Annotated in this window: 2 protein-coding genes and 1 pseudogene; all 3 read right to left on the bottom strand. The window is 72.9% G+C overall.

The window, feature by feature from the left end; translation table 11 throughout:
• Nucleotides 1-7: 7 nt before the first annotated feature.
• Nucleotides 8-4,015, bottom strand: a pseudogene (locus MZC64_RS22110) (type I polyketide synthase); the annotation flags it as partial.
• 30 nt (nt 4,016-4,045) lie between these two features.
• Nucleotides 4,046-13,963, bottom strand: a complete 9,918-nt coding sequence (locus MZC64_RS22105; protein WP_374205785.1) for a type I polyketide synthase — start codon at nt 13,961-13,963, stop codon at nt 4,046-4,048.
• Nucleotides 13,964-14,040: 77 nt separating this feature from the next.
• The gene (locus MZC64_RS22100; protein WP_374205782.1) at nt 14,041-19,203 is read right to left on the bottom strand and encodes a type I polyketide synthase; all 5,163 of its coding nucleotides are present in this window, start codon (nt 19,201-19,203) and stop codon (nt 14,041-14,043) included.
• Nucleotide 19,204 lies beyond the last annotated feature (1 nt).

The following is a 19,204-nucleotide window of genomic DNA, read 5'->3' as shown; positions in this document are numbered from 1 at the left end:
CCTGTTCCTACTTCGCTTGTCCGGCGACGGTGACGGATTCGGCGAGCCAGTCCACAATGGACTGGGCAGTGGCCTGGGCGTGGTGCTGGGTCATGGTGAAGTGGTTGCCGGGCACATCGGCCGCGGTGTGCGGGAACGGCCAGTGCGAACGCCAGTCGCCGTCACCGGTCCACTCCCCCATTGGCTCGCCGGCGCGCACCAGCAGGGTGGGCACGGCGATCTCGGTCGGCTGCCACCCGGCGAGGTGGCGGTAGTAGGCGCCCATGGCGGTGAGCCGGGTGTCGTCGGCGGGCACGTAGTCGCCCTGGTTGCCGAGCATCCATTCGGTCAGCTCGCGCTGCCACTGGCCGATCGGGCCGTTGTGGTCGGGTTCGTAGATGTCGAGCAGCACCAGTCCGGCGGGCGGGTGCCCGCGTTCGGTCAGGTGCGCGGCGAGCTGGTGGGCCAGGATGGCGCCCGCGGAGTGTCCGATGAGGACGAACGGGCGGCCGTGTGCCTGGGTCAGCACTGCGTCGGCCTGGAGCCGGAGGGCGGCGGTCAGCGTGCTCGGCAGTGGTTCGCCGTCGAGGTAGCCGGGCAGTGGCAGCGCGGCCATCGGGTGCTGGCCGCGCAGGGCGGTGGCCAGGCGGGCGAACTCGTGCGGTCCGGAGATGGCCGCGGTGCCGCTGCACCCGATGAGCACCGGTCCCTCGCCCTCGGCGGAGAGCCGGATGGGACGGGTCAGGTCGGTGCGGTCGCTGGTCTCGTCGAAGCTCGGCCGGAATCCGGCGGTGTCGGCCAGCAGGTCCATGAACTGGGTGATCCGTCCACTTAGGACGGACTCCTGGTACAGGTTCGCCAGGGTGCTGGGCTTGTCCGCCGGGGCTTCGGTGGCGCCGAGGCGCTCGCGCAGGTGGGCGGCGAGTTCGGCCGGGGTGGGGTGTTGGAGCAGCAGGCCGGGGGCGAGCTGGACGCCGGTGGCCCCGGCCAGGCGGTTGCGCAGTTCGACGGCGGTGAGCGAGTCGAAGCCGGATTCCAGGAAGGCGCGGTCGGTGTCGACGTCCTCGGCGGTGGCGTGGCCGAGCACGGCGGCGGCGTGGCCGCGGACCAGGTCGAGCAGGCGGCGCTGGGCCTCGGCCGGGTCGAGTGCGGCGAGCCGTTCGGCGAAGCCGGGTTCGGGGGCCGGCTGCGGCGCGGGTTCGGGCTTGGCGCGGCGTTGCGCGGCCAGGCCGGGCAGCAGGTCGGCCAGGGCGGTGAGGTCCTGGTTGTCCACCGCGGTCCAGAACTGCTCGTCGGCGGTGATGCCGGTGGCGGGTTCGAGCCAGTAACGCTGGTGCTGGAAGGCATACGTGGGCAGGTCGACCCGCCGGCCGCCGGTGACCGCGGGCCCGAAGTCGACCGGCAGGCCGCGGGTCCAGGCTTCGGCGAGCGAGGTCAGCATCCGCTGCGGCCCGCCCTCATCGCGACGCAGCGAACCGACGGTGACCGTCGGGGTTTCCGCGCGGTCGGCGGTTTCCTGGATACCGACCACGAGCACCGGGTGCGGGCTGGCCTCGACGAAGCCGCGGTGCCCGGTGGCGAGCAGCCCGCGCACGGTCTCCTCGAACCGGACGGTCTGGCGCAGGTTGGTGTACCAGTACTCGGCGTCCAGGGCGGTGGTGTCGATCAGTCCGGCGGTGACGGTGGAGTGGAACGGGATCCGGGACGGCCGTGGAGACAGTCCACTGAGGACAGTCAGGAGTTCCGCGCGGATCTCTTCGACGTGCGCGGAGTGCGAGGCGTAGTCCACCGGGATGCGGCGGGCCTTGACGTCGGTGTCCGCGCAGTCGGCAAAGAGTTCGTCCAGGGCGTCCGGGTCCCCGGCGACCACGACCGAGGAGGCGCCGTTGACCGCGGCGACCGAGATCCGGCCGTCCCAGCGGGTCAGGCGTTCTTCGACCTCGGCGACCGGCAGCGGCACGGACATCATCCCGCCCTTGCCCGCGAGGGCCCGGATTGCCTTGCTGCGCAACGCGACCACCTTGGCGGCATCGCGCAGGGAGAGGGCGCCGGAGACGGCGGCGGCGGCGATCTCGCCCTGGGAGTGGCCGACGACCGCGGCGGGTTCGACGCCGTGTGACTGCCAGAGCGCGGCGAGGGAGACCATCACCGCCCAGAGCGCGGGCTGCACGATGTCGACCTGGTCGTAGTCGTTGTCGCGCAGGACGTCGAGGAGGTTCCAGTCGGTGAACTCGGCGAGCGCGTCGGCGCATTCGGTGATGCGGGCGGCGAAAACCGGGGCGGAGTCGAGGAGTTCGACGGCCATGCCCCGCCATTGGGAGCCCTGGCCGGGGAAGACGAAGACGACCTTGCCGGGGCGGGTGGTGCTGCCGCGGATCACGGTGGGGGTGATCTCGTCGGTGGCGAGGGCGTGCAGGGCGGCGGCGGGGTCGCGGTCGCCGAGCAGGACGGCGCGGTGCTCGAAGGCGGCGCGGGTGGTGAGGGTGTGCGCGAGGTCGAGCGGGGCGGGGGCGTGGGTGGCGAGGTGGTCGCGGAGGCGGGTGGCCTGGGCGCGGAGAGCGGCGGCGGTTTTGCCGGAGAGAAGGTACGGGAGGACGGCGGGGGTTCCGGGCGCGGCGGCGGTCGCGGCGGCGGCCGGGTCAGCGGCGGTCGGCTCGGGTTCCGCGGGTGCCGGGGCCTGTTCCAGGATCACGTGCGCGTTGGTGCCGCTCACCCCGAAGCTGGACACCCCGGCCCGCCGCACCTCCGCCGGCCACTCCTGGTTCTCGGTCAGTAGCGAGACCGCGCCCACCGACCAGTCGACCTGCCGCGACGGCTCGTCCACGTGCAGCGTCTTGGGCAGCACCCCGTGCCGCATGGCCAGGACCATCTTGATCACGCCAGCGACACCGGCGGCAGCCTGGGTGTGGCCGATGTTCGACTTCACCGAGCCCAGCCACAGCGGGGTTTCCCGGTCCTGGCCGTAGGCGGCGAGTACCGCCTGGGCTTCGATCGGGTCGCCGAGGCGGGTGCCGGTGCCGTGCGCTTCCACCACGTCGACCTGGGCCGGGGTGAGGCGGGCGTCGGCCAGGGCGGCGCGGATCACGCGTTGCTGGGACGGGCCGTTCGGCGCGGTGAGGCCGCTGGAGGCGCCGTCCTGGTTGACCGCGCTGCCCTTGAGCACGGCCAGGATCGGGTGGCCGTTGCGTTGGGCGTCGGAGAGTTTCTCCACCAGGAGCAGGCCGGCGCCTTCGCCCCAGCCGGTGCCGTCGGCGGCGTCGGCGAAGGCTTTGCAGCGGCCGTCGGTGGCCAGGCCGCGCTGGCGGCTGAACTCGACGAAGATCTGCGGAGTGGCCATGGTGGTGACGCCGCCGGCCAGGGCCAGGGTGCATTCGCCCTTGCGGAGTGCTTGCGCCGCAAGGTGTAGCGCGACCAGCGAGGACGAACACGCGGTGTCGATGGTGAGGGCGGGGCCCTCCAGGCCGAGGGTGTAGGCGATGCGGCCGGAGGCGACGCTGCCGGAGTTGCCGGTGCCGAGGTAGCCCTCGACGCCCTCGGGGACCTCGTGCAGGCGGGCGGCGTAGTCGTTGTAGATCACGCCGGCGAACACGCCGGTTTTGCTGCCGCGCAACGTGGTCGGGTCGATGCCGGCCCGTTCAAAGGCTTCCCAGGAGGTTTCCAGCAGCAGGCGTTGCTGGGGGTCCATGGCCAGGGCTTCGCGCGGGGAGATGCCGAAGAAGGCCGGGTCGAACTCGGCGACGCCGTCCAGGAACGCGCCGTGGCCGGTGTAGGTGCGGCCGGTGGCGGACGGGTCGTCGTCGAGCAGGTCGGGCCAGCCGCGGTCGGCCGGGAACCCGGTGACAGCGTCCCCGCCCGCGGCCAGCAGGTCCCACAGTTGCTCAGGCGAGCCGATGCCACCGGGGTAGCGGCAGCTCATGCCGATGATGGCGATCGGCTCCCGCTCGGCCTCGCGGACCTCGGCCAGTTCCTGCCGGGTCTGCCGCAGGTCCGCGGTCACCTGCTTGAGGAAGTGCCTGAGCTTGTCCTCATTGGACACTGTGGTTCCCTTCTCCCCAGTTGGAATCCCCTAGGAGATCCCGAACTCCTTGCCAATGAGGTCGAACAGGTCGTCGTCGGTCGCCGTTTCCAGGTCTTCGGCCGCGGTCGCGCCGTTGGCCTCGGTCCACCGGTCCAGCAGGGACTTCAGCCGGAGGGTGATGCGTGCGCGGGACTCCTCGTCCGGGGCGATCCCGGACAGGTCGTCGGGCACGATCACCGACAGGCTGGCCTCCAGCCGGTCCAGTTCGGCCAGCAGCGGGCTGCCACCCGCCGGGGCCGTGTCCTGGGGCACGGTGTCGTCCAGGTGCGCGGCCAGCGCTTCCGGAGTCGGGTGGTCGAAGACCAGCGTCGCGGCCAAGCGCAGGCCGGTGGCCGCGTTCAGCCGGTTCCGCAGCTCGACCGCGGTGAGCGAGTCGAACCCGAGTTCCAGGAAGCCCTTGCTCTCCTCCACCGCTTCCGGCGAGGAGTGCCCCAGCACCGCGGCAACCTGCCCGCGGACCAGGTCCAGCAGCACCTCGCGCCGCTGGGCGCCGGTGCGGCCGTGCAGTCGCTGCGTGAGCGCCGTGGCGTCCGGGGCCGCACCGGTCGCCGTTCGACGACCGGGCTTGCGGACGAGCCCACGCAGCAGGGCGGGCACCTCGGCCTGTGCCCGCAGCGCCGTGGTGTCCAACCTGATGGGCACCAGCACCGCCGATTCCACTGTGCTGGCCACGTCCAGCAGTGCCAACCCCTGTTCTGAAGACAGGGGTGCCATACCGGCCCTGGCCAGCCGCCCCAGTTCGGCCTCGTCCAGGTGGCCGGTCATGCCGCTGGCCTGCGCCCACAGGCCCCAGGCCAGGGACACAGCGGGTTTGCCCAGCTCACGGCGGTAGGCGGCGAGTCCGTCCAGGAAGGCGTTGGCGGCGGCGTAGTTGCCCTGGCCCGCGCCGCCGAAGGTGCTGGCGGCACTGGAGAACAGGATGAACTCGGTCACGTCGCCGGTCAGTTCGTGCAGGTTGACCGCGGCGTCCACCTTGGGCCGCAACACCTTGGCCAGCCGATCCGGGGTGAGCGCGCCGAGCACGCCGTCGTCGAGCACCCCTGCCGCGTGCACCACGATCGACAGGGGTTGATCAAGAGTGTCGAGCAGTGCGGCCAGGGCGTCCCGGTCGGCGGCGTCGCAGGCCTCGATCCGGACCCGTGCGCCGAGTGCGGTGAGTTCCTCGCGCAGTGCGGTGGCGCCGGGGGCGGCCAGGCCGCGGCGGCTGGTGAGCACCAGGTCGCGCACGCCGCGGCCGGTGACCAGGTGCCGGGCGACCAGCGCGCCGAGGGTGCCGGTACCGCCGGTGACCAGCGCGGATCCACTTCCGACCGAACGGTCGGTAGCGGTGTTGGGCACCCGGGCCAGGCGGGGTGCGGTGAGCTTGCCCTGGCGGATGGCCAGCTGCGGTTCGCCGGTCTGCGCGGCGGCGGCGAGCTGGCGGGCGGAGGCGTCCTGGTCGTCGAGGTCGATGAGCAGGAACCGGCCGGGCTCCTCGGCCTGGGCCGAGCGGACCAGGCCCCAGACCGCGGCACCGGCCGGATCGGTGACCTGCCCGGCCGCGCCCTGGGTCACCAGGACCAGTCGCGAGTGGACGAACCGCTCCCCCGCGAGCCACCCCTGTACCGCCTCAAGAGCGATAAGGGTGGCGGTGTGCGCGGCCTTGGCCAGTGGTCCGTCCACTGTGGGCAGTGGCAGGAATACCAGCTCGGGAACCTCGGTCAGTTCTGCCAGTGTGGCGCAGGCGTCCACCCGGACGCCCGCGGTGCGCAGGCCGGCGGCGACCCCGAGGGCGTCGCCGATGACCGCGGCCCGGCCGAGCGGGGTGCCGGGCGCGGGCACGGTGGCCCAGTCGAACTGGAACAGCGAGTCGTGGTGGCCGCCGCCGAGGGCGTCCGCCGAGAGTGCCCGCAGCACCAGGGAGTCGACGGTGGCGACCGGGTTGCCGCCGGGGTCGGTGACCGCGAGCGCGATGCCGTCACCGTCCACCTTGGACAGTCGGACGCGCAGACTGGTCGCGCCGGTGGTGTGCAGGCTGACGCCGGTCCAGGCGAACGGGAGCCGGGCCTGGTCGGCGCTGAAGAAGCCGCCGAGGCCGATGGCCTGCACGGCCGCGTCCAGCAGGGCCGGGTGCAGGGCGAAGCCGGTGTCCTGGTGGTCCTCGGGCAGGGTGACCTCGGCGAAGACCTCGCCGCCCTTGGTCCAGGCGGTGCGCAGGCCCTGGAAGCTGGGGCCGTAGTCGTAGCCCGCCTCGCTGAGCCGGTCGTAGAGTCCGTCCAGGGCAACGGGTTCGGCCCCTGCGGGCGGCCAGGCGCCGACCGCGACCGGGGTGCCCAGGCCGGGCAGCAGGGTGCCGGTGGCGTGCAGCTGCCAGGGCTCGTCCGCGCCGGTCTGGGAGTGCACGGTCAGGGTGCGGGCACCGGTCGGTTCGGGTGCGCCGATGGTGAGGTGCAGGTTGACCGCGGCGTCCTCGGGCAGCACCAGCGGTGCGGCCAGGGTGAGTTCCTCCACCCGGTCGCACCCGGCGGCCGCGGCGGCATGGAGGGCGAGTTCGACGAAGGCGGTGCCGGGCAACAGGATCGAGCCGAGCACCGCGTGGTCGGCCAGCCAGGGGTGGGTGCGCACCGAGATCCGGCCGGTGAACAGCAGTTCCTCGCTGCCGGGGCGGGTGATCGCGGCGCCGAGCAGCGGGTGTTCGGCGGCGGTGAGGCCGAGTTCGGCGGCGTCGGATCCGTTGGTGCGCGGGGTGTCCAGCCAGTAGCGCTCGCGCTGGAAGGCGTAGGTGGGCAGGTCGATCCGGTGGGCGCCGGTAAGCACCTGGCCGAAGTCGACCGGCAGTCCGCGCACGGCGGCCTCGCCGAGGGAGAGCAGGAACCGGCCGAGGCCGCCTTCTTCGCGGCGCAGCGAGCCGAGGGCGATGGCGTTGCTGCCGGTCTCCTCCAGGGTTTCCTGCAGGCCGACGACGAGCACCGGGTGCGGGCTGGCTTCGACGAAGTAGCGGTAGCCCTGCTCGGCGAGGGCGCGGGTGACCTCGGCGAATCGGACGGTCTGGCGCAGGTTGGTGTACCAGTACTCGGCGTCCAGCTCGGCGGTGTCGATCAGTTCGCCGGTGACGGTGGAGTGGAACGGGATGTCGGAGGTGCGCGGCCGGATGGGGGCCAGCACACGCAGGATCTCGTCCCGGATCTCCGCCACATACGCGGAGTGCGAGGCGTAGTCCACCGGGATCTTGCGGGCCCGGATGTTCGCGGCCTCGCAGTCGGCGAACAGCTCGTCGAGGGCGTCCGGTTCGCCGGCGACGACCACCGAGGAGGTGCCGTTGATCGCGGCGACCGAGATGCGGCCAGCCCAGCGGGTCAGCCGGTCCTCGACCTCGGCGACCGGCAGCGGCACGGACATCATGCCGCCCTTGCCCGCCAGTGCCCGGATCGCCTTGCTGCGCAACGTGACCACCCGGGCGGCGTCCTGAAGGGACAGTGCACCGGACACGGCGGCAGCGGCGATCTCGCCCTGGGAGTGGCCGACGACCACCGAGGGCTCGACACCGAAGCTACGCCAGAGTGCGGCGAGCGAGACCATGACCGCCCACAGTGCGGGCTGCACGACGTCGACGCGGTCGAAGCCGGGTCCGTTGCCGCGCAAGACTTCCAGAAGGTCCCAGTCGGTGAACTCGGCGAGGGCCTGGGCGCAGTCGGTGAGGCGGTCGGCGAAGACCTGGTTGGTCTCGAAGAGTTCCACGGCCATGCCGAGCCACTGCGAGCCCTGGCCGGGGAAGACGAAGGCGACCTGCTCCCCCGCCGCGGCCACGCCGGTGGTGAGGCCGGGCCAGGGTTCGCCGGTGGCGAGCGCGTCCAGGCCGGTGCTCAGTTCGGCGGGGTTGGCGGCGACCAGCAGGGCGCGCTGGTCGAAGGCGCCGCGGGTGCTGAGCAGGGAGTGCGCCAGGTCGGGCAGGTGGGTCTGCGGGTGGGCCGCCAGGTGCGCGGCGAGCGCGCGGGCCTGGCCCCGCAGGGCTTCGGGGGTGCGGGCGGTGAGCCGCACCGGCACCGGAGTGTCCACAGTGGAGGTTTCGAGCGGCTCCTCGGCGGGGGCCGCTTCGATGATGACGTGCGCGTTGGTGCCACTGATACCGAAGCTGGACACCGCCGCGCGGCGCACGCCATCGGGCCAGGGCTGGGCCTCGGTGAGCAGCGAGACGGATCCGGCGGACCAGTCGATCTGCGGGCTGGGCGCGTCGATGTGCAGGGTCTTGGGCAGCAGGCCGTGGTGCATGGCCAGCACGGTCTTCATCACACCCGCGACCCCGGCGGCGGCCTGGGTGTGGCCGATGTTGGACTTCAGGGATCCCAGCCACAGCGGGGTTTCCCGGTCCTGGCCGTAGGTCGCGATGAGCGCCTGGGCTTCGATCGGGTCGCCAAGGGTGGTGCCGGTGCCGTGCGCCTCGACCAGGTCGACGTCCGAAGTGGACAGTCCGGCGTTGGCCAGGGCCTGGCGGATGACGCGTTGCTGGGATGGGCCGTTGGGGGCGGTGAGGCCGTTGGAGGCGCCGTCCTGGTTGACCGCGCTGCCCTTGACGATGGCCAGCACCGGGTGGCCGTTGCGGCGGGCGTCGGAGAGGCGTTCGACCAGCAGCATGCCCACGCCCTCGGCGAGGGCGAAACCGTCCGCGGCGGCCGCGAATGCCTTGGAGCGGCCGTCGCGGGCGAGGCCGTTCTGGCGGCTGAACTCGAAGAACATGTCCGGGGTGGACATGATTGTCACGCCACCGGCCAGGGCGAGGGAGCATTCGCCGTTGCGCAGCGACTGGACCGCCCAGTGCAGGGCGACCAGCGAGGAGGAGCAGGCCGTGTCAACGGTGACCGCCGGGCCCTCAAGGCCGAAGGTGTAGGAGACCCGGCCGGAGAGCACGCTGGCGCCGTTGCCGGTGGCCAGGTAGCCGGAGAGGTTCTCCGGGGCACCGGCCAGCAGCGGGGCGTAGTGCTGGCCGTTGGTCCCGGCGAACACTCCGGTCCGGCTGCCGCGCAAGGAGTCCGGGTCGATGCCGGCGCGCTCGAAGGTCTCCCAGGAGGTTTCCAGCAGCAGGCGGTGCTGCGGGTCCATGGCCAGGGCCTCGCGCGGGGAGATGCCGAAGAAGGCCGGGTCGAACTCGCTCGCGTCGTGCAGGAAGCCGCCGTGGCCGACGTAGCTGGATCCGGTGCGGCCGTTAGGGTCGATCAGCGCGCCGAGGTCCCAGCCGCGGTCGGTGGGGAACCCGGTGATCGCGTCGCCACCGGCCTCGATGAGGCGCCACAACGCTTCCGGGCTGGTGACGCCGCCGGGGAAGCGGCAGGCCATGCCGATGATGGCGATCGGCTCGTCATCGGCGGCCGCGGTGTACACCGGTCCGGCGATCTGGGCGGCGTGGCCGACGAGTTCGCCGCGCAGGTGCTCGGCGAGCACGGTGGCAGTCGGGTAGTCGAAGACCAGGGTGGCCGGGAGTTTCAGGCCGGTGGCGGTGTTGAGGCGGTTGCGCAGGTCGACCGCGGTGAGTGAGTCGAAGCCGAGTTCGCGGAAGGCGCGGTTGACGTCGACGGCGTCCGGGGAGGCGTGTTCCAGGACCGCGGCGAGCTGGGTGCGGACCAGGTCCAGGACCAGCTTGAACTGGTCCACTTCGGACAGTCCGGACAGGCGCTGCACCAGCGGGGAGGTTTCCACCGCCGCGGCGGGTTCGGCCTCGGTGAGGGCCTGGGCCTCGGGCAGTTCGTCGAAGAGGTGACTCGGGCGGGCGGCGGTGAAGCCGGGCACGAACCGGGCCCAGTCGATGTCGGCCACGGTGAGCACCGGCTCGTCGTGCTCGATGGCCTGGCGCAGTGCGGACAGCGCGAGTTCCGGGTCCATCGCGGTGACGCCGCGGCGGCGCAGGAACTCGCCGTAGCTGTCCTCGGTGGTGGTGTCGCCGCCGTCCCATGGGCTCCACGCGATGGCGGTGCCGGGCAGGCCGCGACCGCGGCGGGCCTCGGCGAGCGCGTCCAGGTAGGCGGTGCCCGCGGCGTAGGCGCCCTGGTTGCCGCCGCCCCAGATCCCGGCGACCGAGGAGCAGAACACCACGGTCTCGACGGTGTCGTCGAGCAGGGCGTCCAGGTGCGCGGCGGCGGCGGTCTTGGCGTTGACCACGGCGGCGAAGCCGGCGAGATCGGTGTCCGCCAAGGGGTTCAGCGGGACGACCGGCGGGGCGTGCACCACGGTGGCCGGGTTGTGCTCGGCCAGCACGGCGCGCAGCGCGGCCCGGTCGCCGACCTCGCAGGCGGCCAGGGTGACCCGGGTGCCGTCGGCTTCCAGTTGGGCGCGCAGGGTTTCCGCGCTGTCGTCGTGGGTTCCGGCGAGCACCAGGTGCTCGATGCCGTTGCGGGACAGCCACTGCGCGACCAGCGAGCCGAGTGCGCCGGAGCCGTCGGTGACCAGTGCGGTGCCGGTGGGCTGCCAGCTGCGGACCGGGGCGGCCGAGCCGAGCGGGGCGTGGCCGAGGCGGCGGGCGAAGATCCCGGCGGCGCGGAGGGCGACCTGGTCCTCATCGGCCGCGGCGAGCACCGCGTGCAGGCGGGCGGTGGTGGTGTCGTCGAGGCGGTCGGGCAGGTCGACCAGGCCGCCCCAGCGTTCGGGGTGTTCCAGGGCGATGACCCGGCCAAGACCCCAGATCTGGGCCTGGGTGGCGCTGCGGACGCGGTCTGCGGAGGCCTGCTTGCCAGGGCCGACAGTGGTCACAGGGGAGGTGGAGATGGCGCCGCGGGTGGCGCACCAGAGTGGCGCGCTGATCCCGGCGTCGCCGAGGGCCTGGGTGAGCACCACGGTGCCGGCGAGTCCGGCGGGCAGCGGGTGTTCGGCCAGCGGGGATTCGTCCAGGGCGAGCAGGGACAGCACTCCGGCGGGGGCGAAGTCGAGTGCGGTCAGGCGGTCCGCGAGGGTGGCGCGGTCCAGGGAGCCGCCGATTTCCAGGACGTGTGCGCCGGGCAGCACGGTTTTGGTGTGGCCTTCGGGCTGGATGACCAGCCAGTCACCGGTGAGGGTGGCCGCGGGCGGGGTGATCGACCGCCATTCCACCCGGTACCGCCAGCCGTCCACAGTGGACTGTTCGCGGCGCTGGCGGCGCCAGGCGGCGAGCACCGGCAGCACGCCGGTGAGGGTGTCGGCCTCGGCGCCCAGGGTGGCGGCCAGGGTGCCGAGGTCCTCGGTCTCGACCGCTGCCCAGAACTCGGCGTCGGCCGGGGCGGCGGTGTGCTCGACGGCGGGGGTGCCGTCCTCCAGCCAGAACCGCTTGCGCTGGAAGGCGTAGGTGGGCAGGTCGAGGTGTGCGCTGCCACCCCACAGGGTGTCCCAGCGCATGGGCAGGCCGCGAACCTGGCCTTCAGCCAGGGAGTTCAGGAAGCGGTCCAGGCCGCCTTCGTCCCGGCGCAGCGAGCCGACCGCGACGGCCTCCACGGTTTCCTGGATTCCGAAGGTGAGCACCGGGTGCGGGCTGGCCTCGACGAAGAAGCGGAACCCGGCCTCGCCCAGCAGTCGCACGGTTTCCTCGAACCGCACGGTCTGGCGCAGGTTGGTGTACCAGTACTCGGCGTCCAGGCCGGTGGTGTCGAATCGCTCGGCGAAAACGGTGGAGTAGAACGGGATCTCGGCGGCCTTAGGCTCCAGTCCACTGAGGACTTCGAGGAGTTCGGCGTGGACGGTCTCCACGTGCGCGGAGTGCGAGGCGTAGTCCACCGGGATCTTGCGCACCCGGATTTCCGCGGTCTCGCAGTCGATGAACAGCTCTTCCAGGGCGTCCGGGTCACCGGCGACCACCACGGAGGCGCTGCCGTTGACCGCGGCGACCGAGATCCGGCCGTCCCAGCGGATCAGGCGGGCTTCCACGTCGGCTACTGGCAGCGAGATCGACATCATGCCGCCCTTGCCCGCCAGTGCGCGGATTGCCTTGCTGCGCAACGCGACCACCTTGGCCGCGTCCCGCAGCGACAGTGCGCCGGACACCGCGGCGGCGGCGATCTCGCCCTGGGAGTGGCCGATGACCGCGGTGGGTTCGACGCCGTTGGCCCGCCACAGCGCGGCCAGGGACACCATGACCGCCCACAGTGCGGGCTGCACGACGTCAACCTGGTCGAAGTCACCGGTGCGCAGGACGTCGAGGAGGTCCCAGTCGGTGAACTCGCGGAGGGCCTCGGCGCATTCGGTGAGGCGGGCGGCGAAGACCGGGGAGGTCGCCAGGAGTTCGACGGCCATGCCCTGCCACTGCGAGCCCTGGCCGGGGAAAACGAAGACGACCTTGCCGGTGCCGATGCTCTCGCCGGTGACCAGGTTCGCGGCCGGGGTCCCGGCGGCGAGCGCGGTGAGCGCGCCGCGCAGGTCGGCGGGGTCGCGGGTGAGGGCGACGGCGCGGTGTTCGAAGGCGCTGCGGCCCAGGGCGAGGGCGCGGCCGAGGTCGGCGAGCGGGAGGTCCGGGTTCCGGTCGAGGAAGGTGAGCAGGTTGGCGGCCTGGGCCCGCAGGGCCTCGGGGCCGCGGGCGGACAGCGCGATCGGCAGCACCGCCGGAACCGTTGCGGGCTCGGCGAATTCGGCGGCGGGGGCCTGTTCCAGGATGGTGTGCGCGTTGGTGCCGGAGACGCCGAAGCTGGACACGGCGGCGCGGCGCGGGCGGCCGGTGTCCGGCCACGGCTGGGCCTCGGTGAGCAGCGAGACGGCGCCCGCGGACCAGTCCACGTGCGGGGTGGGCTCGTCCACGTGCAGGGTCTGCGGCAGCACGCCGTTGCGCAGTGCCATGACCATCTTGATGATGCCGCCGACACCGGCTGCGGCCTGGGTGTGACCGAGGTTGGACTTGAGCGAGCCGAGCCAGAGCGGCTGCTCAGCCGACTTCTCCTTGCCGTAGGTGGCAAGCAGGGCCTGGGCTTCGATCGGGTCGCCGAGCACGGTGCCGGTGCCGTGCGCCTCGACCGCGTCCACGTCCTCGGCGGCGAGCTGGGCGTTGGCCAGCGCGGCGCGGATCACCCGGCGCTGGGACGGGCCGTTCGGCGCGGTGAGGCCGTTGGACGCGCCGTCCTGGTTGACCGCGCTGCCACGCACCACCGCGAGGATCGGGTGCCCGTTGCGCTGCGCGTCGGAGAGGCGCTCGACCAGGAGCATGCCGACGCCCTCGGACCAGGAGGTGCCGTCGGCGGCCGCGGCGAAGGACTTGGAGCGGCCGTCGGGGGCGAGGCCGCGCTGGCGGGAGAACTCGACGAAGGCGCCCGGGGTGGACATGATCGCCACGCCACCGGCCAGCGCGAGGGTGCACTCGCCGTTGCGCAGCGACTGCACGGCCAGGTGCAGCGCCACCAGCGAGGACGAGCACGCGGTGTCGATGGTGACCGAAGGCCCTTCCAGGCCAAGGGTGTAGGACACCCGGCCGGAGACCACGCTGCCGGAGTTGCCGGTGCTGAGGTAGCCCTCGACGCCGGCGGGCACGCTGTGCAGGCGGGCCGCGTAGTCGTGGTACATCAGGCCCGCGAACACGCCGGTCTTGCTGCCACGCACCGTGGCCGGGTCGATGCCCGCGCGCTCGAAGGTCTCCCAGGCGGTCTCCAGCAGCAGGCGCTGCTGCGGGTCCATGGCCAGGGCTTCGCGCGGGGAGATGCCGAAGAAGCCGGGGTCGAACTCGTCGGCGGTGTGCAGGAACCCGCTCTCCCGCACGTATGAGGTGCCGGGGTGTTCGGGGTCGGGGTGGTAGAGGCCGTTGAGGTCCCAGCCGCGGTTGGCCGGGAAGCCGGAGATGGCGTCGCCGCCACTGTCCACCAGCCGCCACAGGTCCTCGGGCGAGCTGACCCCGCCGGGGTAGCGGCAGGCCATGCCGACGATCGCGATCGGCTCGCGGTCCTCGGCCTCCACCTCGTGCAGGCGCGCCTTGGTCTGCTGGAGGTCCGCGATGACCCGCTTCAGGTAGTCGCGGAGCTTGTCCTCAGTCGTCGGCGACATGCCGCCCCCTCAGTATCTTTTGTCGGTGGTCAGTGGACGCCAAGCTCGGAGTCGACGAGGGCGAAGAGTTCGTCGTCGGTGGCCGAGTCGAGCTGGGCGGCGGGGGTCTGGTCGGGCAGTCCGTCCACTGTGGACAGCAGGGCCCGGAGTCTCGCGACGGCTTCGGCGCGGGTGTCCCCGGTGAGCGCGGTCAGACTGGCCGCGAGGCGGTCCAGTTCGGCCAGCACCGGGACGGTGGTCTGTTCGACCGGCAGTTCCTCCAGGAGGTAGCCGGCGAGGGCGACCGGGGTGGGGTAGTCGAAGACCAGGGTGGCGGGCAGCCGCAGGCCGGTGGCGGCGGTGAGCTGGTTGCGCAGTTCGACCGCGGTGAGCGAGTCGAAGCCCAGGTCCTGGAAGGCGCGGCTTTCCTGCACCGCACCGGCCGAGCCGTGGCCAAGCACGGCGGCGGCCTTGGCGCGCACCAGGTCGATGAGCGCGGTGGCCCGGTCGTCCAGGTCGAGTCCGGCCAGTCGCTGGCGCAGGGCGTCCGAACCGGATTCGGTGGCCTTGCGCGGCTTGGGCTTGATCAGGCCGCGCAGCAGCGGCGGGATCTCCTCGCTGGTGGCCTTGGTGGACAGGCGCATCGGCACCAGCACCGATTCGCCAGAGCCGAGGGCCGCGTCGAACAACGCGAGACCGTCCGTTGTGGACAGTGCGTTGACGCCGCCGCGGGTGAGCCGGGTGGTGTCCACGCCGTCGGCCATGCCCTGTGCCCACAGGCCCCAGGCCAGCGACACGGTGGGCTTGCCCTGCTTGGAACGCCGGCGGGCCAGGGTATCCAGGACCGCGTTGGCGGCGGCGTAGTTGCCCTGACCGGCGTTGCCGAAGGTGGCCGCGGCCGAGGAGAACAGCACCAGGGTGGTGTCCGGGCCGGTCAGTTCGTCCAGGTTGCGGGCGGCGTCCAGTTTGGGGCGCAGCACGGTGTCCAGGCGGTCGGGGGTGAGCGCGGTGAGCATGCCGTCGTCGAGCACGCCCGCGGTGTGCACCACGGCGTTGACCGGGTGTTCGGCGAGCAGGGCGGCCAGGGCCTCGCGGTCGGCGGCGTCGCAGGCGGCGACGATCACGTTGGCGCCCAAGGCGGTCAGCTCGTCGCGGAGGTCGGTGGCGCCGGGGGCGTCGAGGCCGCGGCGGCTGGTGAGGACCAGGTCGCGGATGCCGTGTTCGGTGACCAGGTGGCGGGCGAACAGCGTGCCGAGGCTGCCGGTCGCGCCGGTCACCAGCACCGGGCCGTCGAGTTTGGCGGCGGTGCCGGTGGCGCGGGCCAGGCGCGGGGCGTAAACCTTGCCGCCGCGGATCCGGAGTTCGGGTTCGCCGGTGGCCACCGCGGCCGCGATCAGGGCCTGGTCGTCGGTGTCGACCAGGACGAACCGGCCGGGCTCCTCGGCCTGGGCGGCGCGGATCAGGCCGTGCACGGCGGCGGCGGCCAGGTCGGTGTCCGCGTTGGCGGTGACCACGATCAGCCGGTCGAGGGCGAGTTCCGGGTTGGCCAGGAAGTCCTGCGCGGCCTGCAGGATGTGTGCGGTGGCGGCCCGGACGTCGGATTCGGTGCTGTGCACGACCACCGCGTCGGTCAGTTCGGACTCCACTGTGGACAGTTTGGTCCAGTCCAGGCGGAACAGAGAGTCGTTGCTGTCCCGTGCGGTCTGGAGCTGTTCGGCGGAGACCGGGCGGAGTACCAGCGAGCCGATTGAGGCGACCGGGTTGCCCGCGGTGTCGGACAGGGTGAGCGAGACGGCGTCGGCGGCGACCGGGGTGAGGCGGACGCGGACGGTGGAGGCGCCGGGCTGGTGCAGGGTGACGTCGTTCCACAGGAAGGGCAGCCGGGCCTGGCCGGTGTCGGCGATCAGGGTGCCCAGGCCGACCGCGTGCAGCGCGGCGTCCAGCAGGGCCGGGTGCACGCCGAACTCGGCGCCGTCGTTGTCGGGCAGGGTCACTTCGGCGAGCACGTCGGTGCCGTGCTGCCAGGCGGCTTTGAGGCCCTGGAAGGTGGGGCCGTAGTCGTAGCCCCATTCGGCGACCCGGTCGTAGAGCCCGGAGACGTCCACCGGGACGGCGTCGGCGGGCGGCCACACGCCTTCCGGCTGGGCGGGTGCGGAGTCGGTGGCGAGCAGGCCGCTGGCGTGCCGGAGCCAGGTGTCGCCGGTGCGGGAGTGCAGGGTCAGGCCGCGGCGGCCGGTCTCGTCCAGGGCGGTGACCGCGAGCTGGAGCTGGACCGCGCCGTCGGCGGGCAGCACCACCGGGGCCTCGATGGTCAGTTCGGCCACGGTGTCCGCGCCGAGCTGGCGGCCGGCGTGCAGGGCCAGGTCGACAAAGGCGGTGCCGGGCAACAGGACCGTGTCCAGGACGGTGTGGTCGGCCAGCCAGGGGTGGGTGCGCAGGGAGAGGCTGCCGGTGAAGACGAAGCCGTCGCTGCCTGGCAGCGGCAGGGCCGCGCCGAGCAGCGGGTGCTCGGCGGCGGTCAGGCCGAGTGCCGCGGCGTCGGCGGGGGCCGCGCCGTCCAGCCAGTAGTGCTGGCGCTGGAACGGGTAGCCGGGCAGGTCGATCCGGCTGCCACCGGCCACAGTGGACAGATCGACGTCCACGCCGCGGACCAGGGCCTCGGCCAGGCCGGTGAGCAGAGCCTCGGGCTCGGCGCGGTCCTTGCGCAGCAGCGGCAGGAAGGCGGCGTCCAGGGTTTCCTGACCCAGTGCGGACAGCACGCCGCCGGGGCCGATCTCCAGGAAGGTGACCACCTCGTCCTCGTTCAGGCAGCGCAGCGCGTCGGCGAAGCGCACCGACTCGCGCACGTGCCGCACCCAGTAGTCCGGGCTGGTCAGCTCGGCGGACACCGGCTGGCCGGTGAGCGTGGAGACCAGTGGGATCACCGGGGTGGCAAAGGAAATGGTCTCGGCGACGGCGCGGAAGTCGGCGAGCATGCCGTCCATCAGCGGGGAGTGGAAGGCGTGGCTGACCTGGAGCCGCCGGGTCTTGCGGCCCTGGGCGGCGAACTCGGCGGCCAGCGCGAGCACGGCGGACTCGGTCCCGGAAATGACCACCGAGTCCGGACCGTTGATCGCGGCGATGGCCACCTCGTCCGTCGCCCGGACCTCCTCCTCCTTGGCCTGCACGGCGACCATGGCGCCACCGGCGGGCAACGCCTGCATCAGCCTGCCGCGCGCGGCGACCAGCTTGGCGGCGTCGGGGAGGGAGAACACGCCCGCGATGTGCGCGGCGGCCAGCTCGCCGATGGAGTGGCCCGCCACGACATCGGGGGTGACGCCGAAGGATTCGACCAGGCGGTACAGCGCGACCTCGATGGCGAACAGGGCGGGCTGGGTGTAGCCGGTCTGGTGCAGTTCTTCGGTGTCAAGGACTTCGCGGAGCGGACGGTCCAGGTGCCGGTCCAGTTCGGTGCAGACCGCGTCGAAGGCGTCGGCGAACACCGGGAACTTCGCGGCCAGTTCGCGGCCCATGCCCAGGCGCTGGGAACCCTGGCCGGAGAACAGGAACGCGGTGCGGCCCTCGGCGACGGCGCCCTGGATCAAGCCTGGGGCGGTGTCGCCGGTGGCGAGGGCGTCCAGGGCGGTGCGCAGGGTGTCGCGGGTGTCGGCGAGCACGAGTGCGCGGTGGCCGAGCTTGGCCCGCGAGGTGAGCGTGGCGTAGGCCAGGTCGGGCAGCGGGGCGTCCAGCTGGCGGAGGGCGGTGGCCTGGGCGCGCAGGGCGTCGAGGCCCTTGGCGGAGAGCAGGATCGGGGCCACGTCGAGGATCGGGGTGCCCGGGGCGGCCGGTTCTGCGGCGGGGGCCTGTTCCAGGATGACGTGCGCGTTGGTGCCGCTCACGCCGAAGCTGGACACCGCGGCCCGGCGCACACCCTCGGGCCAGGGCTGTTCCTCGGTGAGCAGGGCGACCGAGCCGGCGGACCAGTCCACGTGCGGGCTCGGCTCGTCCACGTGCAGGGTGCGTGGCAGCACGCCGTGGTTGAGCGCGAGGACCATCTTGATGACGCCCGCGATTCCGGAGGCGGCCTGGGTGTGGCCGATGTTGGACTTGAGCGATCCCAGCCACAGTGGACGGTCCCGGTCCTGGCCGTAGGTTGCCAGCAGGGCCTGGGCTTCGATCGGGTCGCCGAGGGTGGTGCCGGTGCCGTGCGCTTCGACCACGTCGACGTCCGAAGTGGACAGTCGGGCGTTGGCCAGTGCGGCGCGGATGACCCGCTGCTGGGCCGGCCCGCTGGGTGCGGTGAGGCCGTTGGAGGCGCCGTCCTGGTTGATCGCGCTGCCGCGCACCACCGCGAGGATCCGGTGGCCGAGGCGCTGCGCGTCGGCGAGGCGGGCGACCAGCAGCACGCCGACGCCCTCACCCCAGCCGACGCCGTCTGCGGTGGAGGAGAAGGACTTGCAGCGGCCGTCGGGAGCCAGGCCGCTCTGCCGGGAGAACTCGGTGAACGCGCCGGGGGTGGCCATCACCGCGACGCCGCCGACCAGCGCCAGTTCGCATTCCCCGGTGCGCAGCGACTGCGCGGCCAGGTGCAGGGCTACTAGGGAGGAGGAGCAGGCGGTGTCGATGGTGACCGCGGGCCCGGACAGGCCGAGGGTGTAGGCGATGCGGCCGGAGGCGACCGCGGTGGCGCCGCCGGTGAGGAAGTAGCCCTCGGAGCCGGTGCCCGCCTGTTGCAGGCCAACGCCGTAGCCCTGGCCGGAGACACCGGCGAACACGCCGACCGGCTTGCCGTGCAACGCGGTCGGGTCGATGCCGGCGTGTTCGATCGCGGTCCAGGACGCCTCCAGCAGCAGACGCTGCTGCGGGTCCATCGCGGCGGCCTCCCGAGGGGAGATGCCGAAGAAGTCGGCGTCGAACTCGGTGGCGTCGTAGAGGAAACCGGCCTCGGTGGCCTGCGGTCCGGTGGCGTCCGCGTCATAGATCGTGGCCGGGTCCCAGCCGCGGTTGGTGGGCAGGTCGCCGACCGCGTCCACACCGCCGGTGACCAGGCGCCAGAGCGCCTCGGGGTTGTCCGCGCCGCCGGGCAGGCGGCAGCTCAGGCCGATGATGGCCAGGGGTTCGCGGGTGGCGGCGTCGAGCTGCTTGTTGTGCTGCCGCAGGCGTTCGGTCTCCTTGAGCGAGGCGCGCAGGGCCTCGACGACCTTGTCGGTCGGGGTAGCCATCATGGTCTCCACA

It is taken from the genome of Crossiella sp. S99.2, from assembly GCF_023094165.1.
Taxonomy (GTDB): Bacteria; Actinomycetota; Actinomycetes; order Mycobacteriales; family Pseudonocardiaceae; genus Crossiella.
The sequence above is the reverse complement of the archived record's forward strand: the minus strand, read 5'-3'. Positions and strand labels throughout refer to the sequence as shown.